Source organism: Micromonospora humi (assembly GCF_900090105.1).
Lineage (GTDB): Bacteria > Actinomycetota > Actinomycetes > Mycobacteriales > Micromonosporaceae > Micromonospora > Micromonospora humi.
Window position 1 is genome coordinate 264,323 of sequence record NZ_FMDM01000008.1, and the last position, 25,021, is coordinate 289,343.

A 25,021-nucleotide genomic window follows, 5' to 3' on the forward strand; every position below is an offset into this window, starting at 1 on the left:
CCCCCCGACGCAAACAAGGAGACACCGCATCATGAGCGAGACAACCGCCACGCTCCCGGTGGTCGTCGAGAACGACGGCCGGCCGTTGACCGACCTCATCGCGGCCCGGCGCGCCGAGCTGCGGGACACCCTGGTCACCAGCGGCGGGCTGCTGTTCCGCGGCTTCGACGTGGGTGGCGTGGACGGCTTCGACGCCGCCGTGCGCGCCCTGGCCGGTGAGCCGCTGACCTACACCGAGCGTTCCTCGCCCCGGCACTCCATCAAGGGCCGGGTCTACACCTCGACCGACTACCCGCCGGACGAGGAGATCTTCCTGCACAACGAGAACTCGTACCAGGCGCGGTGGCCGCTGACGCTGTTCTTCTACTGTGTCACCGCCCCGCAGACCCAGGGCGCCACGCCGCTGGCCGACGTGCGCCGGGTCCACGAGCTGATCGACCCGGCGGTGCGGGAGGAGTTCGTCCGGCGGCGCTGGATGCTGGTGCGCAACTTCCACGGCGACTTCGGCACCCGCTGGCAGGAGGTGTTCAACACCGAGAGCCGCGCCGAGGTCGAGTCGTACGCGGCGGCCAACGGGATCACCGTGGAGTGGGTCGGCGCGGACGGCCTGCGGACCCGCGCGGTGCGCGACGCGGTGCACCACCGGCCCGGCTCGGACACGCCGCGCTGGTTCAACCACGCCACGTTCTTCCACCTCAGCACCCTGCCGAAGGACTACCAGGAGGGGCTGCTGGCCATGTTCGGCGCCGACGGGCTGCCGTCGAACACCTACTACGGCGACGGCGGCGAGATCCCCGCCGACGTCATGGACCACCTGCGCGCCGCCTACCGGGCGGCCACGGTCCGCTTCGACTACCAGCGCGACGACGTGCTGGTGGTCGACAACATGACGGCCGCGCACGGCCGGGAGCCGTTCACCGGCCCCCGGAAGATCGCCGTGGCGATGGCCGAGGCGTACACCCCCGACACCGCTGGAGCGAACTGACATGGCCGAACCCCGATTCCTGGTCGTCCGCAACGACGAGGAGCAGTACTCGATCTGGTCGGCCGACCGGGAGCTGCCCGCCGGCTGGCACGACACCGGCTTCGCCGGCAGCCGCGAGGAGTGCCTGGCCCACGTGGACGAGGTCTGGACCGACATGCGTCCCCGCTCGGTGCGCGAGGGAATCTCATGACGCGGGAGTGGACCTTCCCGGCCTCGTACGCCCAGGAGCGGGTGTGGATGGCCAACCAGCTCGACGCCGGCTCGCCGGTGTTCAACGTCTCCGTCCCGTGGGCCTTCCCGGCCGGCGTGGACGCCGGGACGGCGAGCGACGTGGTCAACCGGATCGTGGCCCGGCACGAGGCGCTCCGGACCCACCTGCGCGTCGACGACGGCGCGCTGGTGCAGGTGGTGCGCGCCCACGAGCCGACCCCGCTGCCCACCGTGGACCTGAGCCACCTGCCCGCCGGCGAGCGGCTGGCCGAGTTCGAGCGGCTGCGCGGCGAGCTGGCCCGCACCCCGATCTCGCTGGACGCGGCGCCGCTGTGGCGGGCCCGGCTGATCCGCCTCGAGGACGCCTGGGCGCTGGCGTTCGTGGCGCACCACGCCGTCTTCGACAGCCACTCCGCGGTGCTGTTCCACGCCGAACTCGCCGCGATCTGCGAGGCCGCGCGCACCGGCGCCGAGCCCGCCGTGCCCGAGCTGCCGATCCAGTACGCCGACTTCGCGGTCTGGCAGCGCGAGCAGCTCACCGGCGACGAGCTGACGCGGCAGCTCGCGTTCTGGACCGGTCACCTGGCCGGCGCGCCGGCGGTCACCGGCCTGCCGCTGGACCGGCCCCGCCCGGCCCAGCTCGGCTTCGCCGGCGACGAGGTGCGCTTCACGCTGCCCGACGGGCTGCTCGACCGGGTCGGCGCGCTGGCGGTCGGCGCGCAGGCCACCCCGTACATGGTGCTGCTGGCCGGTTTCGCGGCGCTGCTGTCGCGGATCTCCGGCGACACCGACGTGGTGGTCGGCGTCTCCACCGCCGGCCGCGACAACCCCGAGCTGGCCCCGCTGATCGGCATGTTCGTCAACCCGGTGGCGCTGCGCTGCGACGTCTCCGGCGACCCGACCTTCGCCGAACTGCTCGGCCGGGTGCGCAACGGCCTGATCGACGCGATGGAGCACGGGCAGACCCCGTTCCAGAAGATCGTCGAGGCGGTCGACCCGCAGCGCGACCCGTCGGTGCAGCCGGTCTTCCAGACCGCGCTGAACTGGATCCCGGACTCCGGCCTCGACCCGGTGGAGCTGGGCACCACCAAGGACGACCTGGCGTTCGACATCACCACCGGGGAGTCCCGGCTGGTCTACCGGAGCGCGTTGTTCGACCGGGGGAGCGCGGCGGCGGTGGTACGGCGCTACGTGCGGCTGCTCGCCGCCGCGGTGGCCGAGCCGGAGCGTACGGTCGGCGCGTTGCCGCTGCTCACCGACGACGAGCGGGACCTGGTCCTGGGCGGCGACACCGCACGCGACGTGCCGGTGACCACGGTGGTCGACGAGGTGCAGCGGCAGGCCGCCGCCACCCCGGAGACCGCGGCGCTGGTCTGCGACGGTGTCACGCTCAGCTACGCCGAGCTGAACACCGCGGCCAACCGGCTGGCCCGGTTGCTGGTGGCCCGTGGCGCCGGCCCGGAGACCCGGGTCGCGCTGCTGCTGCCCCGTTCCTGCGAGCTGGTGGTGGCGATGCTCGCGGTGCTGAAGTCCGGCGCCGCGTACGTGCCGGTGGACCCCGCCTACCCGGCCGGTCGGATCGCCTACCTGCTGTCGGACGCCACCCCGGCGCTGGTGGTGGCCACGCCCGACACCGCCGCGTCCGCCGCCGGCGACACGCTGGTGCTCGACGGTGAGGTCGGCGCGGACCAGCCCGGCGACGACCTGACCGACGCCGACCGGTCCGCCCCGCTGCGCCCCGGGCATCCGGCGTACGTGCTGCACACCTCCGGGTCCACCGGCCGCCCGAAGGGCGTGGTGGTCGAGCACCGGGCGGTGACCGCCTACCTGGCCTGGGCCCGGGCGACCTACCCGGGGCTGGCCGGCGTCGCGCTGCTGCACTCGCCGGTCTCGTTCGACCTCACCGTCACCGGCCTGCTCGGCACGCTCACCGCCGGCGGCACGGTGCGGCTGGCCGCGATCGACTCGCCGGCCGCCCGGGCCGGTGGCCGGCCGTCCTTCCTCAAGGTCACCCCGAGCCACCTGCCGCTGCTCGACGGCGAGCTGTCGCCCACCACCGACCTGGTGATCGGCGGCGAGGCGCTGAGCGGGGAGCAGCTCGCCGGCTGGCGGGCCGCGCACCCCGAGGTCGCGGTGGTCAACGAGTACGGCCCGACCGAGGCGACGGTCGGCTGCGTGGCGGCCCGGATCGCCCCCGGCGCGCCGGTCGCCCCCGGCCCGGTGCCGATCGGCACGCCCACCTGGAACACCGGTGCGTTGCTGCTCGACGGCGCGTTCCAGCCGGTGCCGCCGGGCGTGGTCGGCGAGCTGTACGTCACCGGCGCCCAACTCGCCCGCGGCTACCACGACCGCCCCGGCCTGACCGCCGAGCGGTTCCTGCCCTGCCCGTACGGCCCGCCCGGCGCGCGGATGTACGCCACCGGCGACCTGGCCCGCCGGCGCCCCGACGGGACGCTGGACTACCTGGGCCGCCGCGACGACCAGGTCAAGGTGCGCGGCATGCGGATCGAGCTGGGCGAGGTGGAGGCCGCGCTGCTGGCCCACCCGGACGTACGGGCCGCCGCCGCGGCGGTCCGCGTCGACGGCGGTGGCGAGCCGACGCTCGTCGGCTACCTGGTCGGCCCGGCCCACGAGGACTCGGTCCGCGCCGAGCTGGCCCGCGAGCTGCCGGCGCACCTGGTGCCGGCCGCCCTGGTCCGGCTGGACGCGCTGCCGTTGACCCCGAACGGCAAGCTGGACCGGGCCGCGCTGCCCGCCCCGGCGGCCACCGAGCCCGCCGAGGACAGCTACGTCGCCCCGCGCACCGAGGCCGAGGGCCTGGTCGCCGAGGTGTACGCCGACATCCTCCAGGTGGAGAAGGTCGGCGCGCTCGACGACTTCTTCACCCTCGGCGGCAACTCGCTGCGCGGCATGCGGGCGATGGCCCGGATCCGCGCCGAGGTGGACGTCGACCTGCCCATGCGGGCGCTGTTCGCCAGCCCCGTGGTGGCGGACCTGGCCGCCCAGATCGAACAGCGGATCGCCGCCGAACTCGACGGGCTCTCCGACACCGAGGTCGCCGCGCTGCTCGCGGCGGAAGAGGGAACCAACTGATGACCGACCTGAAGGATCCGGCCCGCGAGGCGGCCCGGCAGGCGCTGATCGCCAAGCGACTGCGCGCCCGCCAGGCCGCCCCCGCGGCCCGGATCACCCCCCGGCCCGACGGCGCGCCGGTGCCGCTTTCCTACGCCCAGGAGCGGGTCTGGTTCATGGACCAGCTCGCCCCGGGCGAGGCCGCGTACCATATCGCGGTGCCGCTGCGGGTGCGCGGACCGCTCGACGTCGAGACGCTGCGCGCGGCCCTGGCCGCGCTCGGCGCCCGGCACGAGTCGCAGCGCACCCGCTTCCCGGCGGACGCCGACGGCCGCCCCACAGTGGTGGTCGCCGAGACGCCCGACATCCCGCTGACCGTGGTGGAGGCGGCCGACGAGGCTGCCGCGCAGGCCCTGGTCGACGCGGCGGCGGCCGAGCCGTTCGACCTGGCACACGGGCCGCTGCTGCGGGCGCTGCTGATCCGCCTGTCCGACTCGGACCACGTGCTCTTCCTCGGTCAGCACCACATCGTCGGCGACGGCTGGTCGGTGGACGTGCTGCTGCGCGACCTGATCACGCTCTACCGGGGCGGCGAGCCGCCCGCCCTGCCGATCCAGTACGGCGACTTCGCCGCCTGGGAGGCGCGGGAGCTGGACGGCCCGCAGGCCCGCGCGCACGTGGACTACTGGAAGCAGCGCCTCGCCGGCGTCACGCCGCTGGAGCTGCCGCTGGACCGGTCCCGCCCGGCCACCCAGACCTACCGGGGCGACTTCGTCGAGTTCCAGCTCGACCCGGCGGCCACCGAGGCGCTCAACGCGCTCACCCGCGACAGCGGCGGCACGTTGTTCATGACGCTGCTGTCGGCGTACCAGGTGCTGCTGGCGCGGCACGCCGGGCAGGACGACTTCGCGGTCGGCGCGTCGGTGGCCGGCCGGTCCGCGCCGGAGCTGGAGAACGTCGTCGGCATGTTCATCAACATGCTGCCGCTGCGCGCCGAGCTGGCCGGCGACCCGACCTTCACCGAGTTGCTGGCCCGCACCCGCCGCAGCGTGCTCGACGGCTTCGAGCACGCCGAGGTGCCGTTCGCCAAGGTGGTGCACGAGCTGGGGCTGGCCCGCGACGTCAGCCGCTCCCCGGTCTTCCAGACCATGTTCGTGCTGCAGAACTACGAGATGGGCCGCTTCCGCGGCGTGTCCCGCAGCGACGAGGTCACCTTCGAGTGGACCCCGATGGAGCTTCAGGCGACCCGGTTCGACTTCGAGCTGCACGCGGTGGAGACCGTCGACGGGCTCTGGGGCAAGCTGGTCTTCAACACCGACCTGTTCGACCGGGCCACCGTCGAGCGGATGGCCCGGCGCTGGACCGCCCTGCTGGACGCGGTCGTCGCCGCGCCGGACACGCCGGTGTCCCGGCTGCCGCTGCTGGCCGACACCGAGCGGGAGCTGCTGGCCGGCTGGAACGACACGGCGGCGGACTTCCCCCGCCACGAGACGCTGCACGGCCCGATCGAGCAGCGGGCCGCCGCCACCCCGGACGCGGTCGCCGTCACCATCGACGGGCACAGCCGCACGTACGCGCAGCTCAACGCGGACGCCAACCGGGTCGCGCACCGGCTGCGCGCGGCCGGTGTCGGCCCGGAGACGCTGGTCGGGGTGTGCGCGGAGCGCTCGGTGGAGCTGGTCGCCGGCCTGCTCGGCGTGCTCAAGGCCGGCGGCGCCTACCTGCCGCTGGACCCGGAGTACCCGGCGGACCGGCTCGCCTTCATGGTCACCGACGCGGACGCGCCGGTGGTGCTGGTCCAGTCGCACCTGCGCGACGTGCTGCCGGCCACCTCGGCGACCGTGCTCGACCTCGACGACGCGACGGTCTGGGCGGACCAGCCGGCCACCGACCCGGCGCCGTCGGCCGGCCCGGAGCACCTGGCGTACGTCATCTACACGTCCGGCTCGACCGGCCGGCCGAAGGGGGTGCCGAACACCCACCGGGGCATCGTCAACCGGCTCGACTGGATGCAGAAGACCTACCGGCTCGGCGCCGACGACGCGGTGCTGCAGAAGACGCCGGCCAGCTTCGACGTCTCGGTCTGGGAGTTCTTCTGGCCGCTGCGCACCGGCGCCCGCCTGGTGCTGGCGAAGCCGGGCGGCCACAAGGACGCCGGTTACCTGCGTGACCTGCTGGTGTCCGAGCGGATCACCACCACCCACTTCGTGCCGTCGATGCTGACCGTCTTCCTCGCCGAGGAGGGCGTGGAGGCGGCCACCGCGCTGCGCCGGGTGATCTGCTCCGGTGAGGAGCTGCCGCTGACCGCGGCGGTCGACTTCACCGCCCGGCTGCCCTGGTGCGGCCTGCACAACCTCTACGGCCCCACCGAGGCGGCCATCGACGTCAGCTCCTGGGCGTGCGAGCCGGCGCGGCTGGCCGAGGTGAGCGCGGTGCCGATCGGCGCGCCGATCGCCAACCTGCGGCTGCACGTGCTCGACCCGTCCGGGGCGGTGTGCCCGGTCGGGGTCGCCGGTGAGCTGCACATCGGCGGCGTCGGGCTGGCCCGCGGCTACCACCGCCGGCCGGCGCTGACCGCCGAGAAGTTCGTGCCCGACCCGTTCTCGGCCGAGCCGGGCGCCCGCCTCTACCGCACCGGTGACCTGGCCCGCTGGGTGGTCGGGCCGGACGGCGCGGGGGTGATCGAGTTCCTCGGCCGGATCGACCACCAGGTGAAGCTGCGTGGCCTGCGGATCGAGCTGGGCGAGATCGAGAGCGCGTTGCGCGAGCAGCCGGGCGTCACCGAGGCCACGGTGATCGTCCGCGAGGACAGCCCCGGCGACAAGCGGCTCACCGCCTACCTGGTCGGGCCGGCCGAGCACGCCACGTTGAAGGCGGCGCTGAAGGACACGCTGCCGGAGTACATGGTGCCGGCCGCGTTCGTCACGCTCGACGTGTTGCCGCTGACCCCCAACGGCAAGCTCGACCGCAAGGCGCTGCCCGCCCCGGTGGTGACCCGCGAGGCGTCGGTGGCGCTGGTCGAGCCGCGCGACGACACCGAGCGGGCCCTGGCGGCGATCTGGTCCGAGGTGCTCGGCGTGGAGACGCTCGGCATCGACGACGACTTCTTCGACCTGGGCGGGCACTCGATGCTCGCCACCCAGGTGGTCGCGAAGATCCGCAAGGCGGAGCTGGGCGGCCGGGCGGTCGGCGTGATGGACCTGTTCCAGCAGCGCACCATTCGCGAGCTGGCCGCGTTCGTCTCCGGTGACGCCGCGCAGGAGGGGCCGCGCCGGCTGCTCTACGAGCTGACCAAGCCGATCCCGGCCGGCAAGCGGGTGCTGACCTACGTCTGTGTTCCGTACGGCGGCGGCAGCGCCATCGTCTACCAGCCGCTCGCCGACGCGCTGCCGGCCGGGTACGGGCTGTGGTCGCTCGCGATCCCCGGCCACGACGTGGGCCTGAGCGAGGACGCGGTGCCGTTCGACGAGCTGACCACCCGGGTCGCCGACGAGATCGTGGAACGGGTGGAGGGGCCGATCGCGCTCTACGGCCACTGCGGCGTGGGCAGCGCGATCGTCGCCGAGGTGGCCCGCAAGGTCGAGGCGGCCGGCCGGGACCTCGCCGCCGTCTACATCGGCGCGATGTTCCCGTTCGCCCGCCCGAAGGGCCCGTTCGCCGCCGCCCGCAACCGGCTGGAGCAGCTGCGCAGCAACAAGCACTACGCGAGCTGGCTCAAGTCGATGGGCGTGGACACCGACGAGCTGGACCCGGAGCAGGCGGACCGGATCATCAGCAACATGCGGGCCGACTCCCGCGCCTCGGAGGAGTACTTCACCGGCCTGCTCGACCGGCAGGCGACGAAGCTGCGCGCGCCGATCGTCTCGGTGGTCGGCTCCGAGGACCCGGTCACCGACTACTACCGCGAGCGGTACGCCGAGTGGCAGTTCCTCAGCGACACGCTCGGCCTGGTGGTGCTCGACCAGGCGGGGCACTTCTTCCTGAAGTACCGCGCCGAGGAGCTGGCCGAGATCGTCACCCGGGTGCACCCGGCGGTGGTGGCCGGCGACGTCGGCGGGTTGGACCCGGAGGCCCGGGGCGAGGACGCCGGCTGGGCGGTGCACGACACGCTGCGGGTCGGCGAGGACCGCAAGCCGGACACCACGGTCAAGCCGAGCATGGGCCGGTTCCTGGCGGTCACCGTCGGGCAGCTCGTCTCCAGCACCGGATCGGCGTTGACCGCGTTCGCGTTGCCGATCTGGCTGTTCAACCGCACCGGCTCGGTGGCCGACCTGGGCCTGCTGTGGGCGTTGGCGCTGATCTGCGGCGTGCTCATGCTGCCGGTGGCCGGCGCGCTGGTCGACCGGGTCAGCCGACGCCGGATCATGATGCTGGCCAGCAGCGTCGCCGGCTCGATCCAGTTGGTGCTGGCTCTCCTGCTGTGGACCGACAACCTGGTGCTCTGGCACATCTACCTGCTGGTGGCGTTCAGTTCGGTGGCCGGGTCGTTCCAGCGGATCGCGTTCCAGTCGGCGGTGCCGCAACTGGTGCCGAAGCGCTACCTCGGGCACGCCATGGGCATCACCCAGCTCTCCACCGGCGTGGCCACGTTGCTGATGCCGGCGTTCGCCGCCGGGCTGCTCGCCGCGATCGAGTTGAAGGGGATCCTGGTCGTCGACGTGGCCAGCTACGTCGTCGCGGTGCTCACCCTGGCCGTGGTCCGCTTCCCGGACCTGCTCGGCTGGCGGCCCCGGGAGCGGATGCTGGTGGCCATCGCGAACGGCCTGCGCTACTCCTGGCGGCACCGCGGCTTCCGGCTGATGCTCGGCTACTTCGCGCTGGGCAACATCTTCCTGGCGCCGGCGCTGGTGCTCACCACCCCGCTGGTGCTGTCGTTCGGCAGTCCGACCCAGGTGGCCCAGGTGGCGCTGGCCGAGGCGGTGGGCGCGGTGCTCGGCGGCGTGCTGATGTCGCTGTGGGGCGGGCCACGCAAGCGGCGGATGATCGGCGTGCTGATCGGCAACCTGGGCACCGCGATCGGCTGCGTGCTGATCGGCCTGGACGCGTCGATCGTGACGATCTGCGTCGGCTTCTGCTGGCTGGCCATGGCGATGACCACCGCGCAGTCGATCTACGCGACGATCGTCCAGGTGAAGGTGCCGCAGCGCTTCCACGGCCGGGTGTTCAGCCTGAACCAGACCATCGCCTGGTCCACGCTGCCGATCGGCTTCGCGGTGCTCGCGCCGGCGGCCACCGCCGTGTTCGAGCCGATGCTCGCCCCGGGCGGGTCGCTCGCCGGCTCGGTGGGCGCGGTGATCGGCACCGGTCCGGGCCGCGGCATCGGCTTCGCGTACGTCTGCTTCGGGGTGATCCTGATCCTGATCACCCTGGGCGGCTTCGCGATCCGGCTGCTACGCCGCTTCGACCTGGAGGTCGAGGACTCCCTGCCGGACGACCTGATCGGCGCCCAGGAGCGCGAGAAGCGCCTCGCCGCCAGGGCGGAGACCCGCGAGGCCGTCCCGGTCTGACCCCCCACCCGCACCGGGTCGATCAAGGAGTTCGCGTCGGTTCCCGCTCCGGGGCCGACGCGAACTCCTCGATCACCGCGTGGTGCGGCGGACCGGTGCGGGGCGGGGTCAGTCGGCGGCGAGGTAGAGCCGTTCACCGGCGGGGCGGTATCCGACCCGCCGGTACACCCGCCAGGAGTCCTCGCCGCCGGCCTCCAGCCAGGCCACCTCCGCGCCCGCGGCGAAGAGTCGCCGGGTCACCTCGGCGGTGATCGCTGCGGCCAGGCCGCGGCGGCGGTACGGCGCGCGGACGGCGATGCCGGCGACCTCGCTCACCCGTTCGGCGGGCGGGGCCGCCCCGCCGCCGCCCGCGCAGGCGCCGGATCCGGTGACCGCCGCGACGGCCACGGCGCCGTCCTCCTGCTGGCGCCGGAGCCGGGCCACGTCGGCCGGGGTGGCCTCCGGTTCCCCGCCGAACGCCTCGTTCTGCGCGCCGATCAGCGCGGCGCGCTGGTCGTCGGTGCGCGGCTCGATCAGGTCGAGGTCGGCGGGCGTGGGTGCGGTCCGCAGCGTGTCGGGCAGGCAGACCAGGTAGGTGTGCCGGGCCTCCACGACGAACCCGGCGTCGGTGAGCAGCGCCTCCAGGGCGGGGGCGGAACTGGCGACGTACTCCAGGCGGGGTCGGCGACCGACGGCGCGGAACGCGGCGACCAGCGCGGCGACGTCGGCCGCGGTGACGGCCGAGCCGGCGCGCGGCGTGGCGTAGTTGATGTGTGGGCTGGTGGTGGTCGGGTCGACCCCCACCACGAACGGCCCCACCTCGACGGGCGCGGGACGCGCCGAGAGGGTGGCGACGACGCATTGTTGGACGCGAGCATCCATGATCAACGTAGAACCTCGATGCAGGGAGGAGCGGACGGTGGACGAACGATGCGTCGGACCGCCGAACCGTGGCCGGACAGCACGACGGTCATCCGTCGCGCGGTCGACACTCAGGCGGCCGCTGGGCCTACCTGGATCACAGGCGTCATTCCCTCATGCGTGGTGCCACGCCGAACGCGTGGTCGGCGGCAAGACTGCCGCAGGCCACGCCGGCCTGTCAAGCAAAAGGTCGGTGCGAGCTGGCATGGTGGAGGCATGTGCCGGAACATTCGCGTGCTCCACAACTTCGAGCCGCCCGCGACCGCCGACGAGATCGAGGCCGCCGCCCTTCAGTACGTGCGGAAGGTGAGCGGCGCGACCCGCCCGTCCGCCGCCAACGAGGAGGCGTTCGACGAGGCGGTGCGCGCGGTCACCGCGGCCACCCGGACCCTGCTGGAGAGCCTCGTGACGAAGGCGCCCTCCCGGGACCGCGAGGTCGAGGCCGCGAAGGCCAAGGCACGTGCGGCCGAACGCTACGGGCCGAGGCCGGCCACGGCCTGAGCCGAGCCGGCGCGTCACCTCCCCGCTACCACCGGTGGTCCTCCATGGCCGGGTCCCGGCTCGCCCACGCGTCCGGCCGCTCACGGGGCTGCACGACGAGCAGCGCCGCCGTCAGTTGGAAGGCCGCCACGGGCAACGCCGTCGCCGGGCCTGCGGCGACGAGCAGGGCCAGGGGAAACGGCACGGCGAAGAGCAGGACCGCGGCCACCCGGAACCAGTACCACCGGACGCCGGAAAGCAGGCGCAGCACGCCCAGGCAGCAGGCGGCCGCGACGCCCACGGCCGCCGCGCCAGGGTTGAGAAGCACGAACATGACCCCGAGGAGCGTCAGGAGGAGCGTGTCGACGAGGCTCAGGTCGGGCACCCGATTCCACAGCGCCAGGGTCGTCGCGCCGACACCGAGGTAGAGCAGCAGATGGATGCTCAACCAGGCGAGGGCCGGCGAAACGGCGAGGTCGTGGCGCCACCGGCAGCGGAGCACGTCGACGTCCATGGCTCATCGTATCGAGCCGGCGGCATCGGGTGGGGTCAGTCGGCGGGTGCCGACTCGGTGGGCCGGGGGGTGAAGAAGCGGACGAGGTCGTCGGCGGCGGTGGGGGAGAGCATCATCGCCTGCACCCGGTCGCACATCTCCGCGACCGCGCGGGTCCTGGCGAACATCGGCTCCTCGTACGCCCGGATCGCCGAGTCGGGATCGCCGACGTGGGCGGCGAGCGCGGTGGCGAGTTCGGCACCGTCGAGCATGGCCTGATTGGCCCCCTCGCCGACCGGCGGCATGAGGTGCGCGGCGTCACCGATGAGCGTGATGCCGGGCCGGTGCGCCCAGCGGGCGCCGACGGGCATCGCCGCGATCCGGTGCGGGACGGGCGGGCCGTCGCCGGCCTCGATGAGCGCGGTGAGGTGCGGGGCCCAGCCGTCGAACACGTCGAGCAGGGCGCGCCGGTCGCGGTAGGTGTCGAGGGGGCGGTCGTCCGCCGGCAGCGAGACCCCGACCCGGATGCTGCCGTCGCCGAGGCGTTGCCCGGACAGGATCCGGCGTCCGCCGACGCACCAGAGGTTGCCGGGGCCGACCAGGTCGGCGAGCTCCGGGTGGCGCCGGTCGACGTCGTCGATGGTGAGCTCCACCATCGTGGACACGGGAGCCGGCGCCGCGTCCGTCAGCAGCGGTCGGACGACCGAGCGGGCGCCGTCCGCGCCGACGAGGACGTCGCAGTCGACGTGCCGGCCGCCGTGGAACGCCAGCCGGAAGCCGCCGTCGGGTCGCGGCGTCGCGCCGACGAGCCGGTGACCCCACGCCACCGCCTCGTCCGGGAGCGAGTCGAGCAGCAGGTCGCGCAGGACCCGACGGTCGATCTCGGGCCGCCCGGAGAACGAACCGGGCTGCGGCCGGTGGTGCACGAGGACGTGTCCGGCCGGATCGAGGATGCGGTGTTCCTCGCCCTCCGGTCGCGCCTCGGACCGGAACCGTGCCGCGAGGCCGGCCTCGGCCAGGGCCCGCTGCCCGGACTCCGGGTGCAGGTCGAGCGAGCCACCGGGTGAGCGTGCGGTCCGGTGGGTCTCGCGTTCGTAGACCGTCGCGTGGAGGCCGTGCCGGCGCAGGACCCGAGCCAGCGTCAGGCCGCCGGGGCCACCGCCGACGATCGCGATGCGCATCGTGGTCTCCTTAGCGTACGCTGTATTTCGTGGATACGCCGTACGGTAACGCACCCCTGCCGATCTGGGAACGCCCCGAGCCCCGGCCCCGGGCGACGCCGGTGCCGCTGACCCGGGCGACGATCGCCGCCACCGCGACCCGGATCGCCGATGCGGAGGGCCTCGACGGACTCTCGCTCCGCAAGATCGCCAAAGCTCTCGGCGTCGGCCCGATGCGGCTCTACGACTACGTGCTCAACCGATCCGAGCTGCTCGATCTGATGGTCGACGAGGTGTACGCCCGGATCGCCGAAACCGCCCCGCAGGACGGGTGGCGCGCGACGGCCCGCGCCCTCGCCCGGGCGACCCGGGACGCCGCTCTCGACCACGAGTGGTTCGCCGACCTGCTCGGCGCGCGGCCGCACCTCGGGCCGTACGCGCTCGCCGTGGGTGAGGCGACCGCGGCGGCCCTCGTCCAGGCCCCGGGCGTACGCGACGTCGACGATCTCCAGCGAGCGTTGGGCGCCTTCAACGCCTACCTCGTCGGGGCGCTCCGCCGGGAGGTCACCGAGCGGCGCACCGCGCGGACGACCGGGGTCGACGTGGCCGCCTGGCAGTCCGCCCTCGGGCCCTACCTGACCCGCATGCTCGACACGGGTCGTTATCCCACGGTCGCCCGGCTCGTTGTCGACGGCGCCCACCTCGACGCCGCGGAGACCTTCCACCACAACCTGACGATCGTCCTGGACGGCATCGCCGGCCGCCGCCGACCCTGACCTACCGGGGTCGGGGCGCGGCGTCGCCGAAGGCCGCGGCGAACGCCTCGCTGATGAGATCCGGCAGGTCGCCGCGCCCGTCCTCGGTCGCCCACCGCACCAGCGCGGTGTGCATGGCGGCCAGGCAGGCGCTGGCCGCCACCGCGGCGCGGAACGCCGTGTCCGGGTCGGCGGCCTCGTCGCCGAGCCCGTCCACGATGGCCTGTTGAAGCACGTGGTGGTTGTCCAGGTGCCGGGCCCGGAGCGCGGGCGTCGAGATCATCAGTCGCAGCCGGGCCAGCAGGAACCGGTCGTCGCCGGCGGTCAGCGCCCGCGCCGACTCGACGAGCGCGCCGCCGATGCGGTGCACGAGCGGCTGCCCGGCCGGCGTCGCGGCGACCCGGTCCGCGACCAGTGGGCCGTTCTGGTCGACCAGGACGAGGTCCTCCTTGGTCGGGAAGTGCCGGTACACCGTCATCGGGGACACGCCGGCGGCCTCCGCCACGTCGTTCACGGTCGTGCCGTCGTAGCCACGCTCCACGAACAACCGGACCGCGTGCGTCTGGATCACCCGCTGCGTCTCGGCCCGCCGCTGCTCCCGCAGGGTTGAGGGTCGCCCATCCATGTGTTAGACACTACCAGGATGGTAGTAACTATCAATTTGGGGGCGACTAACACCATGGGTGACCTGGTCGGCAGGACGGCGCTGGTGACCGGCGCGTCGCGGGGTATCGGGCAGGCGATCGCGATCCGGCTGGCGGCCCGGGGAGCTGCCGTCGTCGCGCACTTCGGCACCGACGAGGCCGGTGCCACGGCGACGGTCGACGAGATCGTGCGCGCCGGCGGCACGGCGTACCCCGTCCGTGCGGTGCTGGGCGTGGACGGCGACGTCCGGACGCTGTTCGCGGGCGTCGAGGCCCACCTGGCCGGCCGGCCGCTCGACATCCTCGTCAACAACGCGGCGGCGCCTCCCGCCGGCCCGCTCGGCGAGACCGACCGGGCCGCCTTCGATCGTCTGTTCGCGGTCAACGTGCGAGCGCCCTACTTCGTCATCGAGCGGGCGTTGCCGCTGTTTCCCGCGGACGGCGGTCGGATCGTCACGATCTCCTCCGTGGCGACCCGGATGGCCAACGCCACCCAGACCTCGTTCGCCATGACCAAGGGCGCGATCGAGACGATGACCCGCACGCTGGCCAACCAGCTCGGCGCCCGGGGGGTGACCGTGAACGCGGTCGCGCCCGGCGCCACCCGGACCGCGACCAACTCGCCGGTCTTCGAGGCGCCCGGGCTCGCCGACGCGATCGCCGGGATGACCGCACTCGGCCGGCTGGGTGGGCCCGACGACGTCGCCGACGTGGTCGCGTTCCTCGCCTCGGACGCCGGGCGCTGGGTCACCGGGCAGGTGGTCGACGCCAGTGGCGGCCTGTTCCTGGGTCCCCGCGCCTGACGGAACTTGTCACGCCGATTGACTGGTGTTCTACTTAACCAGAACAATCTGCGGTGTCCGGAACGGATGAGGAGCCACCAGGTGATCAACTTTCACGTCGACCGGTCCAGCAGCGTCCCCGCGTACGCCCAACTGGTGCGCCAGGTGCGCGAGGCGCTGCGGATCGGGACGCTGCGGCCCGGGGACCAACTGCCCACCGTGCGCAGCGTGGTGACCTCGTGCACGGTCAACCCGACCACCGTGCTCAAGGCCTACCGGGAGCTGGAGTTGTCCGGCCTGGTGGAGGCGAGACAGGGTGCGGGCACCTTCGTCACCGGCACGCTCGGGGGCGCCGACCCGCACGTCATGGCCCGCCTGCGCGGCAGCCTGGCCCGGTGGCTCGACCAGGCCCGCGAGGCCGGTCTGGAGGACGAGGACGTCCAGGCGTTGCTCGCCTCGGTGATCGGGGAGAACCCCACCCGACGAACCGCCCCGCCGGCACCGGGCGTGGGGCACGGCAAGGAGGGCGCCGCATGACCGAGCGCACCGAGCGGAGTGAGGGCCGTGCGGGCATGCCCGGCACGCACGGCATGAGCGCGCAGCCCGTCGCCGTGGAGGCGCGCGACGTGAGCCGGCGTTACGGCAGCGTCTGGGCGCTACGGGAGTGCAGCTTCCGCCTGCCCGCCGGCCGCATCGTCGCGCTGGTCGGCGCGAACGGCGCGGGCAAGTCGACGTTGATGAGCATCATCGCCGGCACGTTGGCGGCCACCCGCGGCTCGCTGCTGGTCCACGGTCGGCCGGTGGTGCGAGGACGCTCCGGCGACGGGGGCGCCTCCGCCGGCAGCCGGGTCGCGATCCTCGCCCAGGACAAGCCGCTCTACCGGGACTTCAGCGTGTCGGACATGCTCCGCTTCGGCAGGTCGACGAACCGGATGTGGGACCAGCGGCGGGCGCTGTCCTGGCTGGAACGCTTCGACATTCCGCTGGACCGGCGCTGCGGCCGGCTCTCCGGCGGGCAGCGGGCGCAGGTCGCGCTGGCCGTCGCCCTGGGGTCCCGACCGGCGGTGCTGCTGCTGGACGAGCCGCTCGCGAACCTGGACCCGGTGGCCCGTACCGAGGTGACCGGTGAACTGATGGCGGAGGCCGCCGACGGCGACATGACCGTCATGCTGTCGACCCACATCATCGCCGAGCTCAGCGGCGTCGGTGACCATCTGCTGCTGCTCGACGCGGGCCGGCCCGTGCTCACCGGCGACGTCGACGAGCTGCTCGACGGCCACGTACGCATGACCGGACCGCGCGCCGACCAGCCACCCGGCCCCGGCGCGGTCGTCCAGGCGCGGCACACCGACCGCCAGTCCACATTCGTGCTGCGGCAGCCGGCGACGCCCACCACGCACGCCGTCGTCGCGCCCGGCTGGACCACCCAGCCCCTCACCCTGGACGAGCTGATCCTGACCTACCTCAGGGCGTCGGCCACGGAATCCCGCGACCTGGAGGCGGTCTCATGAACGCGGTCGTCGACGCGGCCCCCGCGAAGCGCCGGGCGGATGCCGGGTCCGGCGCGGGGCTGCGCGGCCTGCTCTGGCTGACCTGGCGCCAGCACCGCTGGACCCTGGTCAGCACGCTCGTCCTGGCCGCGGTCCTGGTGGGCGTGATGACCTACCTGTCGATGGAGCTGACCGACCTGTGGCACCAGTGCCACGAGACGTTCTGCCCGGAGGACTCCCCGCAGGGCAGGCGGCTCGGCGGGTCCTCGCCGCTGGGTCTGACCCTGGCCGCCCTGGAGCGGCTGGTGCAGTACATGCCGCTGCTGATCGGCCTGTTCGTCGGCGTCCCGGTGCTCAGCCGCGAGCACGAGCAGCGGACGCTGCTGCTGGCCTGGAGTCAGGACGTCTCCCCGACGCGCTGGCTGTGGACCAGGCTCGGCGCGCTCGGCCTCTTCGTGGCGGCGGTGACCGCGGTCGTCGGCGGCGTCAGCGACCACCTCGAGCGGACGACGGCCCTGGTCGCCCCGGTGACCCTCTTCGACTACCTGCCGTTCCTGAACACCGGGATGCTGCCGGTGGCGATCAGCATCGCCTGGTTCGCGGTCGGCGTCGCGCTCGGCGCCGCGATCCGACGCACGCTTCCCGCCGTGTTCGTCGTGATCGCGGGCTTCTTCGGCCTGACCTATCTCGTCCAGTGGCGCTATCCGACCCTGCTGGAGCCGCTGTCCGTGACCCTGCGGGTCGGCGGGCCGGACCGTGGTCCGTTGCGCGACAACGCGCTGGTCGTGAGTGGCGGCATGATCGACTACGGCATCGACGGGCCGTCCGGCGCCTTCGACTCCTCCGGCCGCGAGCTCACCGGCGTCGAACTGCAACGCCTCTGCCCGCCCGACAACGGCGCCGGCACCACGCTGCCCTGTGAGTTCGACAACCATCTTGTTCAACACGTGCAGTACCAGCCGGGTAGCCGGATCCCCGACTTCCACCTGATCGTCGCCTCCGGCTACCTGGGCCTGGCCGCGCTGGCCCTGCTCACCGTCTGGTGGATCGTCCGCCGCACCGACCTCAGCGCGGGCTGACCCCGGTCGCCGACCGGACGCCCTCGGCGGCGACGGTCTGGAATGCTTCGCCCATGCCGTCGTTTCCACCCACCTTCGCCGACCGGGTCGTCGCGCTGCCGGTCGGCGGCCAGTTCGAGGCGTTCCTCGACGAGCACCGGGCGGCGCTCGACGGCTGCCTGGACGGGCTGACCGAGGAACAGGCACGCCGGTCGCTGGTGGCCTCCCGGACCACGCTCCTGGGCCTGGTGAAGCACGTGACCTTCGTGGAGAAGGTCTGGTTCGACGAGGCCGTCACCGGCCGGTCGCGTGCCGAGATCGGCATCCCCGAGCGGTCGGAGGATTCCTTCGTGCTCGACGACGGCGACACGATCGCCACCGTCCGGCAGGCGCACCGCGACGCCTGCGCGGCGTCGCGGCGGGCCACGTCGTCCCTCGGCCCGGACGACGTCCTGCGCGGGCACCGGCTCGGGCCGCTGCCGCTGCGCTGGGTCTACCTGCACGTGCTGCGCGAACTCGCCCAGCACTGCGGGCACGCGGACATCCTCCGGGAACAGATCCTCGACGCCGGCCCGGGTCAGCCGACCTCGTCGGCCGGGACGTCCTCCGGGTCCCGCACCCAGGCGGAGTAGACCGGGAGGGCGTGCCAGGGGCCACCCGCCGGGTCCGTGGCCACCGCGACCACCGCGTACGGGTGGGCGAAGCGCAGGTCGGCGACGCGGGCGACACCCTCCGGCGGCAGCCCGGCCACCATCCCGAACGCGGTCACGGCGGCGGCCTCGAAGCCGTAGCGGCCGAACCTCGCCACCGCCGACTGCGCCGCGGCGAACGGCGGCTCGGCGAGCCCGAGCAACTCGCCCAACGCCCGGGCCGCCGCGTCGAAGCCGAACCCGGCCGGCGTGAGGTCGTGCCGGCTGCGCGCCGCCCAGCACGGCAGCACGGCGGTGGCGCGCTCCTCGCGGCCGTCACGGGCGAACGTCCGGGTCGGCTCCTCCCGCAGCGTCCACAACGGGGTCTCGCCCAGCGGCAGGTCGAACAGCGACCGCCGTCCCGGCACCGGCCCGTCCGGAACGGTGGCGGCGGCCACCGCCAGGTCCCGGGCGGCGGCCAGCACCACGACGGGCGACACGTCCGGCGCGGCGATCACCGACACCACGAGCATCCCGGCGCCGTCGTCGCCCACGCGCGCCGGCGCCACGTGCACCGCGACGTCGCCGGCCCGTTCGGTGGTGGACACCCAGCACCGGTGCCCGACCGGGGGCGTCCGGAGCACCTGCCGCAGCCGTCCCGCCCAGGCGCTGTCCGCGCCCAGCCCCGCGGCCGGCGCCACCTCGAACGGGTCGGCCCAGGAGACCCGGGTGGCCAACGCGTTGGCCAGGATCAGCAGCGTCTCCGGCGCGACGTCGACCGGGAACCGCTCGATCAGGCCACCGGTGCGCTCCCGGGCCCACGCGTCGAGCGCCGCCTGGTCGGGCAGCGGACCTCGCTCGGTCTGCTCGGGCAGACCGGCTCGCCACTCGGCCAGCTCCTCGAACGGGGTCCGCTCCCACAGCGCGGTGGCCGCGGCGACCATCGGGTGCGGCGCGGCGAGCAACGCCCGGGCCGCGGCGGCGGCGTCGTCCGGATCGACGCCGAGCGCCTCGGCCAGCGCCGCCCGGGCCTCGCCGGTGGCGGCCGGGCCGGTCAGCGCCAGCAGCAGCCAGGCGCCCAGCGGCGAGGCGACGTGGTGGGTGTCACCGGCGGCGCGGTGCAGCCGCTCGGCGTAGTGGGCCAGGGGTGCGTGGAGAGGAGTCACCGCTCCACTCTGCCCGTTGGCGGGGTTCCCGGCACGTCGGTCAGGACCACAGTTCGAACGGCTCGTCGATCTCCTCGCCGGCGAGGAACGCCGGCAGCAGCTCCGGCAGCCGACCGGGATAGCAGCGCGGCCGGTCGGCGAGCACCTCGGCCAGCGGCCACCAGCGGAACCCGAAGTAGTCCTCCACTTCGTAGTCCAGCCGGTTCGTCCCGTCGACCTCCGGCCCCGGACCGGGTAGCCGCACCGGCACCACGACCTCGTCCTGCAGATGTCGCCGCTGCCGGTGCCGGAAGCTGGCCCGCCGCCGCCAGGTCGGCGCGCCGATCTCGTCCGGCGCGACCACGATGCCGGTCTCCTCGCGCAGCTCGCGCACCGCCGCCTCCCGGTACGTCTCACCCGGGTCCAGCCCGCCGCCGGGCAGCTCCCACCACACCCCCAGGTCGGGGTGCTCCGGATCCCGGGTGTGGAACAGCAGCATCCGGTCGGCGACGTCGAGCACCACCACCCGCACCGCGCTTCGCTCGAACAACGGCAGATCGCGAGGCAACTCCATGACCGCAGCGTAGGGAGGGGCCGCGGTCACCGCCTCCGGGAGCGGAACGGGGTCCGTCGGGTGCCGTCCACGATCGGCGCGGCCCGTTCGGCGCCGCAGCGAGGGCAGCGCACCCGCACGCCGGCCGGGGTGCCCGGCGCGCGCAGCCGCTGGCCGCACCGGCAGGCGAAGATCACGGACCGCACCATCCGCAGGTACTCCGCGCGGTCCCGGCGGGGCCATCGACCGCCGCAGCGCCGGCAGAGTCGCGGCGGGAAGCTGTGGTACCAGGCCATCCCGGCGGCGCCCGCGACCGCCACCGCGACGGGGGCCACCAGGATCAGCGGCGTGGCCACCTCGGGCAGCGCCGCCGTCAGGTCACCGGTCCAGGCGTCCCGCACCCCGAACGCGACGAGGAGCACGACCACGGGTACGCCGAGCACGATCGCGGTGAAGCCACCGGCGAACGTCAGCAGCGCGAGCACGTACACGGTGGTCGCCGGGGCCGGCGCCCACCGGGCCACGCCGTACCCGCCGCAGCGCGGGCAGTCCGGCGGCGCCGGGTGCGGCGTCGAGCGCAGCACCCTCGGGACGATCCACGTGAGGAGCTTCTTCAGCAGTTCCTCGACCACTTTCTGCAGGAACTTGTCCACGCGGTCCTCACCCCCGCTCATCGTCGCCGCCGGGCGGCCGGCCGGGCGCGCACGCCGCGTGACGGGCATCCGACATCGCCGGAACCTGGGAGGATGACGGAATGTCGCAACTGTTCGGGGAGACGGCCGACACCTACCACGAGGCGCGCCCGGGCTATCCGGTCGAGGTCGCCGACGCGATCCGCGCCTACCACGGCGGGGCGCCGGACACCCTCGTCGAGGTCGGCGCCGGCACCGGCCTGGCCACCACGGCGCTGCTCACCCTCGGGGCGGCCACCACGTGCGTCGAGCCGGACGCCCGGATGGCGCGGGTGCTCGCCCGGCGGTTCCCGGGCGTGGCCGTGGTGACGGCCAGCTTCGAGCGGTGGAGTCCGCCGGCCGGTGGCGTGGCAGCGCTGGCCTGCGCCATGGCGTGGCACTGGCTCGACCCGGCCACCCGCAACCAGCGCGCCCGCGACGCGTTGCGCCCCGGCGGCACGCTCGCCGTCCTCGGCCACCGTTACGCCTACGTCGAGGCGGCGCAGGCCGAGGCGATCCGGGCCGCGTTCTCCTCCGCCGACCCCGCCGACCGGGGCGACCGCCCGGACGGCTGGTTCCACGACGACATCGCCGACAGCGGCTGCTTCACCGACCTGCGGCTGTCGAGGTTCCGCCGCGCGGTGCCGCTGGACACCGCGGCCTACCTGCGGCTGGTCGACACGTTCTCGCCGCAGCTCCGCCGCCCGCCCGAGCTGCGCCGGCGGGTCCGCGCCGCGGTCGGCGCCGCGGTCGACGGCTTCGGCGGCACCGTCGTGCTGGACCTGCGCACCACGTTGGTGCTGGCCCGCCGTCCGGCCTGACGACCGCCACCGGATGCCCCGGCGACCCGGCGGGATAGGCTGCCCGCCGTGGCAGGTCTGTTGAGGAACGTGGCGTCCCGGCTCGGCCGGATCACCGGGGGCGCCGCCGCGCCCGCCCGCACCGGCGGGCCGATCCCGGCCCAGGTGGCGCGCCGCCGTCAGGTCAGCGCGCTGCAGCGCCGGGAGCTGTCGTACGCGCCGGAGCCGGACGGGCAGGCGGACCCGGGTGAGATCGTCTGGACCTGGGTGCCGTACGAGGACGATCCCCGGCAGGGCAAGGACCGGCCGGTGCTGGTGGTGGGCCGGCAGAGCCGCACCCTGTTCGGACTGATGCTGTCCAGCCAGAGCGACCGCGACGGCCAGCGGCACTGGCTGTCGCTCGGCCCGGGGGAGTGGGACCGGGACGCGCGACCCAGCTGGGTGCGCCTGGACCGGGTGCTCACCATGCGCGAGGACAGCATCCGGCGGGAGGGCGCGGTGCTCGACCGCCCCCGGTTCGACCGGGTCGGGCAGGCGCTGCGCGCCGGCTACGGCTGGCGCTGACGCCGCCGGTCGACCCGACCCGCCGGGCGCCGTCGAGGTCGACCACCGCCGCCGGTGACGCGGTCAGTGTTTCGGCGACGAGCTGGCGGGGCGCGGTCAGTGTTCGGCGACGAGCTGGCGGGGGGCGCGGGCGGCACCGAGCGTCTTCGCCTCGTACATGGCGGCGTCGGCGCGGCACAACGCGTCGGTGAGCTGGGTGGGGCTGTGGACCGGGGCGAGCCCGACCGACGCGGTGACCCGGATGCTGCGACCGCCCAGCGGAATCGGCGCGGCGAGCGCCTCGTAGAGCCGCCGGGTGGCGTGCTCGATCCAGCGCCGGTCGGCGGTGGGGCTGGCCAGCAGGCCGGCGAACTCGTCGCCGCCGAGGCGGGCCACCAGGTTGTTGCCGGCGAAGGCGGCCAGCCGCTGGGCGACGCACACCAGCACCTGGTCGCCGGCGGCGTGCCCGAAGCGGTCGTTGATCTGTTTGAAGTCGTCCAGGTCGAGCACCACCGCCACCAGGGGCTGCCCGGCGGGGTCGGTGAGCAGGGCGGCGGCCAGCCGGAAGAAGGCGCGGCGGTTGGGCAGCCCGGTCAGCGGGTCGTGGCTGGCGGCGTGCCGCTCGGCGGCCAGCTCGGCCTGGAGCAGTTCGAGTTCGGCCTCGGCGCGCAGGGCCCGCCGGCGCAGTTGCCAGGCGGAAGCCAGGGCGCCGGCGGCGGAGATGCCGGAGGCGACGGTCATCGGATCCGGCACGCGCCCTCCTCACCACAGCCCTGAGGTCACCGAACGTGAGCGACCCGGCACACCGTACGTTCGGCTATCATGCTCGCAGTCCATTGCAGATGCAATAGCAGATGCACGTGCATCTCACTCCTCAGTCGACAATCGACGCCACCCACCGCTCCTCCCCGCGGCCTCGGCTGGCCTTCCCGAAGGACGCCCATGCAACCGCCTCCCAACGGCGTACCCGTGCCCCACCTGCCCCCGATGCGGTGGTTGAAGAGTCGTCGCAGCAACCCCAGCGGCAACTGTGTCGAGCTGGCCGAGCTGCCCGGCGGTGGCGGCATCGCGGTGCGCAACTCCCGGCACCCGGAAGGGCCGGCGCTGATCTACACCGTGGACGAGATCGCGGCGTTCGTGCTCGGCGCCCGGGACGGGGACTTCGACCACCTGATCCCGCCGTCCCGTACACGGGACTAATTCGTCCGACCGGGGGAGTTCACCTCACTGTCGGTTCATGGCATGCTTACTCGTCGGCCGGGAGGGCGCCCGGTCGGGAGCAGCCGGGATGCGAGGGCGGTCAGGTGGCGACGGTGCCCGTCGAGGGCGGACCGACAAGCGGTCCGACGGTGCTGCGCATGCTGCTCGGGGCGCAGTTGCGCCGCCTGCGCGAGAGCGCCGCGGTCAGCCGGGAGAGCGCCGGTTGGGAGATCCGTTCCTCCGAGTCCAAGATCAGCCGGATGGAGCTGGGCCGGGTCGGCTTCAAGGAACGCGACGTCGCCGACCTGCTCACGCTCTACGGGGTCGCCGCGCCGGAGGACCGCGCCGCGTTGCTCAAGCTGGCCCGCGACGCCAACAGCCCCGGCTGGTGGCACCGCTACGGCGACGTGCTCCCCACCTGGTTCCAGTCCTACCTGGGGCTGGAGGCGGCCGCCGCGCTGATCCGCACGTACGAGGTCCAGTTCGTGCCCGGCCTGCTGCAGACCGCCGCGTACGCCCGGGAGGTGATCCTGCTCGGGCACCGCGGCGCCGCCCCGGCGGAGCTGGACCGTCGGGTCGACCTGCGGATGGAGCGCCAGGGGCTGCTGAGCCGCACCAACCCGCCGCAGCTCTGGGCGGTGCTCGACGAGGCCGTGCTGCGCCGGCCGATCGGCGGCGCGGCGGTGATGCGCGAGCAGCTGGACGCGCTGATCGAGGCGACCGCCGCGCCGCACGTGCGGCTCCAGATCGTCCCGTTCACCGCCGGCGGGCACGCCGCCGCCAGCGGCGCCTTCAGCATCCTGCGCTTCGGCGACGAGGACCTGCCCGACATCGTCTACATCGAGCAGTTGACCAGCGCCATCTACCTCGACAAGCGGGACGACCTGGACTACTACGCGGAGGCGATGGAGCGGCTGTGCGTCGAGGCCGCGCCGCCGGAGCGCACGCGCGAACTGCTGGCCCGCATCCGCGACGAGCTCTACCCGGCCTGACCGGAGCGCCGCCGGGCGATACCATGGCCGGGTTCCGGCGACAGTGGACGGACGCCGTCCCCGCAACGGTGGCGTTCTAGGGGAGGCGGCGTTGACCAGCGAAGCGAGTGGCACGGCGACCGAGGCGGGCCACCCGGCCGACCGGATCGACACGTCGGTGGCGCACCCGGCGCGGCGTTACAACTACTGGCTCGGCGGCAAGGACAACTTCCAGGCCGACCGCGAGTCCGGCGACGCGATGGCCGCCGCGTTCCCCACCATCCGGACCAGCGCGCTGGAGAACCGGCGTTTCCTGCGGCGCGCGGTCCGGCACCTGGCCGCCGAGGCGGGGATCCGCCAGTTCCTCGACATCGGCACCGGCATCCCGACCGCCGACAACACCCACGAGGTGGCGCAGTCGGTCGACCCGCGCGCCCGGGTGGTCTACGTCGACAACGACCCGATCGTGCTGGCCCACGCCCGGGCGCTGCTCACCAGCACCGCCGAGGGCGCCACCGCCTACCTCGACGCCGACCTGCGCGACCCGGAGCGGATCCTCGCCCACCCCGACCTGCGCCGCACGCTCGACCTCACCCAGCCGGTGGCGTTGATGCTGGTGGCGGTGCTGCACTTCGTGCCGGACACGGACGACCCCTACGCCACGGTCGCCCGGCTGCTGGACGCGCTGCCCGCGGGCAGCCATCTGGTCGCCTCGCACGCCACCCACGACCACCTGCCGGCTCACCTCGCCGCCGAGGCGAAGGCGGCGGCGCGCGGCGGCGGGCCGCACGGGGTGATCAACCTGCGCGCCCGGGACGAGATCGTCCGCTTCTTCGACGGCCTCGATCTGGTCGAGCCCGGCGTCTGCTCGGTGGCCGAGTGGCGTGCCGACGGCGAGCCCGAGCCACGCCCCTCGGTGGTCGACGTGAGCATGTACGGCGGCGTCGCCCGCAAGCGCTGACCGGCAGGTCGG

At 74.1% G+C, this 25,021-nt stretch carries 24 protein-coding genes; 16 read left to right on the forward strand and 8 right to left on the reverse strand.

The features are described from left to right. Positions 1-31: 31 nt before the first annotated feature. Genes GA0070213_RS17605 through GA0070213_RS17620 form a run of 4 tightly spaced genes read left to right on the forward strand, consistent with a single transcriptional unit; the run spans position 32 to position 9,774 of the window. Positions 32-985 carry a TauD/TfdA family dioxygenase gene (locus GA0070213_RS17605; RefSeq protein WP_091065018.1) on the forward strand — a complete coding sequence of 318 codons (954 nt, stop codon included), beginning with the start codon at positions 32-34 and terminating at the stop codon, positions 983-985. 1 nt (position 986) lies between these two features. Then, positions 987-1,175 carry an MbtH family protein gene (locus tag GA0070213_RS17610; protein WP_091065024.1) on the forward strand — a complete coding sequence of 63 codons (189 nt, stop codon included), beginning with the start codon at positions 987-989 and terminating at the stop codon, positions 1,173-1,175. Next, the gene (locus GA0070213_RS17615) at positions 1,172-4,288 is read left to right on the forward strand and encodes a non-ribosomal peptide synthetase (RefSeq protein WP_091065028.1); all 3,117 of its coding nucleotides are present in this window, start codon (positions 1,172-1,174) and stop codon (positions 4,286-4,288) included. Before GA0070213_RS17610 ends, GA0070213_RS17615 begins: the two co-directional genes overlap by 4 nt. Continuing rightward, entirely contained in the window at positions 4,288-9,774 is a 5,487-nt protein-coding gene (locus GA0070213_RS17620) for a non-ribosomal peptide synthetase/MFS transporter (RefSeq protein WP_091065031.1), read from the forward strand. Before GA0070213_RS17615 ends, GA0070213_RS17620 begins: the two co-directional genes overlap by 1 nt. A 108-nt stretch (positions 9,775-9,882) precedes the next feature. Here GA0070213_RS17620 and GA0070213_RS17625 read toward each other — a convergent pair whose 3' ends face one another. Next, on the reverse strand, positions 9,883-10,635 hold the full coding sequence (locus GA0070213_RS17625; RefSeq protein WP_091065035.1) for a GNAT family N-acetyltransferase: 753 nt from the start codon (positions 10,633-10,635) through the stop codon (positions 9,883-9,885). A gap of 255 nt (positions 10,636-10,890) precedes the next feature. Here GA0070213_RS17625 and GA0070213_RS17630 point away from each other — a divergent pair, with 255 nt between their 5' ends. Further along, positions 10,891-11,175 carry a DUF2277 domain-containing protein gene (locus GA0070213_RS17630; protein WP_091065040.1) on the forward strand — a complete coding sequence of 95 codons (285 nt, stop codon included), beginning with the start codon at positions 10,891-10,893 and terminating at the stop codon, positions 11,173-11,175. 25 nt (positions 11,176-11,200) lie between these two features. Here GA0070213_RS17630 and GA0070213_RS17635 read toward each other — a convergent pair whose 3' ends face one another. Both GA0070213_RS17635 and GA0070213_RS17640 read right to left on the reverse strand, forming a co-directional pair. Continuing rightward, positions 11,201-11,668, reverse strand: a complete 468-nt coding sequence (locus GA0070213_RS17635) for a hypothetical protein (RefSeq protein ID WP_091065044.1) — start codon at positions 11,666-11,668, stop codon at positions 11,201-11,203. 35 nt (positions 11,669-11,703) lie between these two features. Further along, entirely contained in the window at positions 11,704-12,828 is a 1,125-nt protein-coding gene (locus tag GA0070213_RS17640) for an FAD-dependent oxidoreductase (protein WP_091065048.1), read from the reverse strand. A 29-nt stretch (positions 12,829-12,857) separates the two neighbouring features. Here GA0070213_RS17640 and GA0070213_RS17645 point away from each other — a divergent pair, with 29 nt between their 5' ends. After that, positions 12,858-13,583, forward strand: coding sequence for a TetR/AcrR family transcriptional regulator C-terminal domain-containing protein (locus GA0070213_RS17645; protein ID WP_245716439.1), 726 nt, complete (start codon positions 12,858-12,860; stop codon positions 13,581-13,583). A gap of 1 nt (position 13,584) precedes the next feature. Here the strand turns inward: GA0070213_RS17645 and GA0070213_RS17650 are convergent, their stop codons facing one another. Beyond that, positions 13,585-14,187 carry a TetR/AcrR family transcriptional regulator gene (locus GA0070213_RS17650; protein ID WP_091065055.1) on the reverse strand — a complete coding sequence of 201 codons (603 nt, stop codon included), beginning with the start codon at positions 14,185-14,187 and terminating at the stop codon, positions 13,585-13,587. A gap of 54 nt (positions 14,188-14,241) precedes the next feature. Between GA0070213_RS17650 and GA0070213_RS17655 the strand changes: the two genes are divergently transcribed. The 5 genes from GA0070213_RS17655 to GA0070213_RS17675 all read left to right on the forward strand — a co-directional run bounded on the left by GA0070213_RS17655 (position 14,242) and on the right by GA0070213_RS17675 (position 18,168). Next, on the forward strand, positions 14,242-15,009 hold the full coding sequence (locus tag GA0070213_RS17655) for an SDR family NAD(P)-dependent oxidoreductase (protein ID WP_091065059.1): 768 nt from the start codon (positions 14,242-14,244) through the stop codon (positions 15,007-15,009). A gap of 81 nt (positions 15,010-15,090) precedes the next feature. Further along, positions 15,091-15,525: a GntR family transcriptional regulator gene (locus GA0070213_RS17660; protein WP_091065063.1), complete on the forward strand. Its 435-nt coding sequence runs from the start codon at positions 15,091-15,093 to the stop codon at positions 15,523-15,525. Then, positions 15,522-16,499, forward strand: coding sequence for an ABC transporter ATP-binding protein (locus GA0070213_RS17665; RefSeq protein ID WP_245716440.1), 978 nt, complete (start codon positions 15,522-15,524; stop codon positions 16,497-16,499). The genes GA0070213_RS17660 and GA0070213_RS17665 overlap by 4 nt, the downstream gene beginning before the upstream one ends. Continuing rightward, the gene (locus GA0070213_RS17670) at positions 16,496-17,557 is read left to right on the forward strand and encodes an ABC transporter permease (protein ID WP_091065066.1); all 1,062 of its coding nucleotides are present in this window, start codon (positions 16,496-16,498) and stop codon (positions 17,555-17,557) included. The genes GA0070213_RS17665 and GA0070213_RS17670 overlap by 4 nt, the downstream gene beginning before the upstream one ends. A gap of 53 nt (positions 17,558-17,610) precedes the next feature. Beyond that, positions 17,611-18,168 carry a DinB family protein gene (locus GA0070213_RS17675; protein ID WP_091065070.1) on the forward strand — a complete coding sequence of 186 codons (558 nt, stop codon included), beginning with the start codon at positions 17,611-17,613 and terminating at the stop codon, positions 18,166-18,168. Here GA0070213_RS17675 and GA0070213_RS17680 read toward each other — a convergent pair. From GA0070213_RS17680 to GA0070213_RS17690, 3 genes are read right to left on the reverse strand one after another with little or no spacing between them, the layout of a single operon-like run. Continuing rightward, the gene (locus GA0070213_RS17680) at positions 18,114-19,331 is read right to left on the reverse strand and encodes a serpin family protein (RefSeq protein ID WP_091065073.1); all 1,218 of its coding nucleotides are present in this window, start codon (positions 19,329-19,331) and stop codon (positions 18,114-18,116) included. The two genes, GA0070213_RS17675 and GA0070213_RS17680, sit on opposite strands and share 55 nt — an antisense overlap. A 40-nt stretch (positions 19,332-19,371) precedes the next feature. Continuing rightward, entirely contained in the window at positions 19,372-19,884 is a 513-nt protein-coding gene (locus tag GA0070213_RS17685) for an NUDIX hydrolase (protein WP_091065077.1), read from the reverse strand. A gap of 26 nt (positions 19,885-19,910) precedes the next feature. Beyond that, the gene (locus GA0070213_RS17690) at positions 19,911-20,516 is read right to left on the reverse strand and encodes a hypothetical protein (RefSeq protein ID WP_091065081.1); all 606 of its coding nucleotides are present in this window, start codon (positions 20,514-20,516) and stop codon (positions 19,911-19,913) included. Between the two features lie 101 nt (positions 20,517-20,617). Between GA0070213_RS17690 and GA0070213_RS17695 the strand changes: the two genes are divergently transcribed. Beyond that, the gene (locus GA0070213_RS17695; protein WP_091065084.1) at positions 20,618-21,355 is read left to right on the forward strand and encodes a class I SAM-dependent methyltransferase; all 738 of its coding nucleotides are present in this window, start codon (positions 20,618-20,620) and stop codon (positions 21,353-21,355) included. A 48-nt stretch (positions 21,356-21,403) separates the two neighbouring features. Next, positions 21,404-21,898, forward strand: coding sequence for a type II toxin-antitoxin system PemK/MazF family toxin (locus GA0070213_RS17700; protein WP_091065087.1), 495 nt, complete (start codon positions 21,404-21,406; stop codon positions 21,896-21,898). A gap of 96 nt (positions 21,899-21,994) precedes the next feature. Here GA0070213_RS17700 and GA0070213_RS17705 read toward each other — a convergent pair whose 3' ends face one another. Continuing rightward, on the reverse strand, positions 21,995-22,630 hold the full coding sequence (locus GA0070213_RS17705) for a GGDEF domain-containing protein (protein WP_091065090.1): 636 nt from the start codon (positions 22,628-22,630) through the stop codon (positions 21,995-21,997). A 189-nt stretch (positions 22,631-22,819) separates the two neighbouring features. On the opposite strand from GA0070213_RS17705, the gene GA0070213_RS17710 reads away from it, so the two are divergent. From GA0070213_RS17710 to GA0070213_RS17720, 3 genes are all read left to right on the forward strand, one after another. Further along, positions 22,820-23,077, forward strand: coding sequence for a DUF397 domain-containing protein (locus GA0070213_RS17710; RefSeq protein WP_091065094.1), 258 nt, complete (start codon positions 22,820-22,822; stop codon positions 23,075-23,077). A gap of 104 nt (positions 23,078-23,181) precedes the next feature. Beyond that, positions 23,182-24,069, forward strand: a complete 888-nt coding sequence (locus GA0070213_RS17715) for a helix-turn-helix domain-containing protein (protein WP_091065099.1) — start codon at positions 23,182-23,184, stop codon at positions 24,067-24,069. A gap of 91 nt (positions 24,070-24,160) precedes the next feature. Continuing rightward, the gene (locus GA0070213_RS17720; protein ID WP_091065104.1) at positions 24,161-25,009 is read left to right on the forward strand and encodes an SAM-dependent methyltransferase; all 849 of its coding nucleotides are present in this window, start codon (positions 24,161-24,163) and stop codon (positions 25,007-25,009) included. Positions 25,010-25,021 lie beyond the last annotated feature (12 nt).

Bases quoted from the DNA above. Each gene is read 5' to 3' on its own strand.
- GA0070213_RS17610 (WP_091065024.1), top strand. From the start codon at position 987: ATGGCCGAACCCCGATTCCTGGTCGTCCGCAACGACGAGGAGCAGTAC.
- GA0070213_RS17650 (WP_091065055.1), bottom strand. From the start codon at position 14,187: ATGGATGGGCGACCCTCAACCCTGCGGGAGCAGCGGCGGGCCGAGACG.
- GA0070213_RS17685 (WP_091065077.1), bottom strand. From the start codon at position 19,884: ATGGAGTTGCCTCGCGATCTGCCGTTGTTCGAGCGAAGCGCGGTGCGG.
- GA0070213_RS17635 (WP_091065044.1), bottom strand. From the start codon at position 11,668: ATGGACGTCGACGTGCTCCGCTGCCGGTGGCGCCACGACCTCGCCGTT.
- GA0070213_RS17640 (WP_091065048.1), bottom strand. From the start codon at position 12,828: ATGCGCATCGCGATCGTCGGCGGTGGCCCCGGCGGCCTGACGCTGGCT.
- GA0070213_RS17655 (WP_091065059.1), top strand. From the start codon at position 14,242: ATGGGTGACCTGGTCGGCAGGACGGCGCTGGTGACCGGCGCGTCGCGG.
- GA0070213_RS17695 (WP_091065084.1), top strand. From the start codon at position 20,618: ATGTCGCAACTGTTCGGGGAGACGGCCGACACCTACCACGAGGCGCGC.
- GA0070213_RS17625 (WP_091065035.1), bottom strand. From the start codon at position 10,635: ATGGATGCTCGCGTCCAACAATGCGTCGTCGCCACCCTCTCGGCGCGT.
- GA0070213_RS17620 (WP_091065031.1), top strand. From the start codon at position 4,288: ATGACCGACCTGAAGGATCCGGCCCGCGAGGCGGCCCGGCAGGCGCTG.
- GA0070213_RS17665 (WP_245716440.1), top strand. From the start codon at position 15,522: ATGACCGAGCGCACCGAGCGGAGTGAGGGCCGTGCGGGCATGCCCGGC.
- GA0070213_RS17675 (WP_091065070.1), top strand. From the start codon at position 17,611: ATGCCGTCGTTTCCACCCACCTTCGCCGACCGGGTCGTCGCGCTGCCG.
- GA0070213_RS17615 (WP_091065028.1), top strand. From the start codon at position 1,172: ATGACGCGGGAGTGGACCTTCCCGGCCTCGTACGCCCAGGAGCGGGTG.
- GA0070213_RS17710 (WP_091065094.1), top strand. From the start codon at position 22,820: ATGCAACCGCCTCCCAACGGCGTACCCGTGCCCCACCTGCCCCCGATG.
- GA0070213_RS17670 (WP_091065066.1), top strand. From the start codon at position 16,496: ATGAACGCGGTCGTCGACGCGGCCCCCGCGAAGCGCCGGGCGGATGCC.
- GA0070213_RS17605 (WP_091065018.1), top strand. From the start codon at position 32: ATGAGCGAGACAACCGCCACGCTCCCGGTGGTCGTCGAGAACGACGGC.
- GA0070213_RS17630 (WP_091065040.1), top strand. From the start codon at position 10,891: ATGTGCCGGAACATTCGCGTGCTCCACAACTTCGAGCCGCCCGCGACC.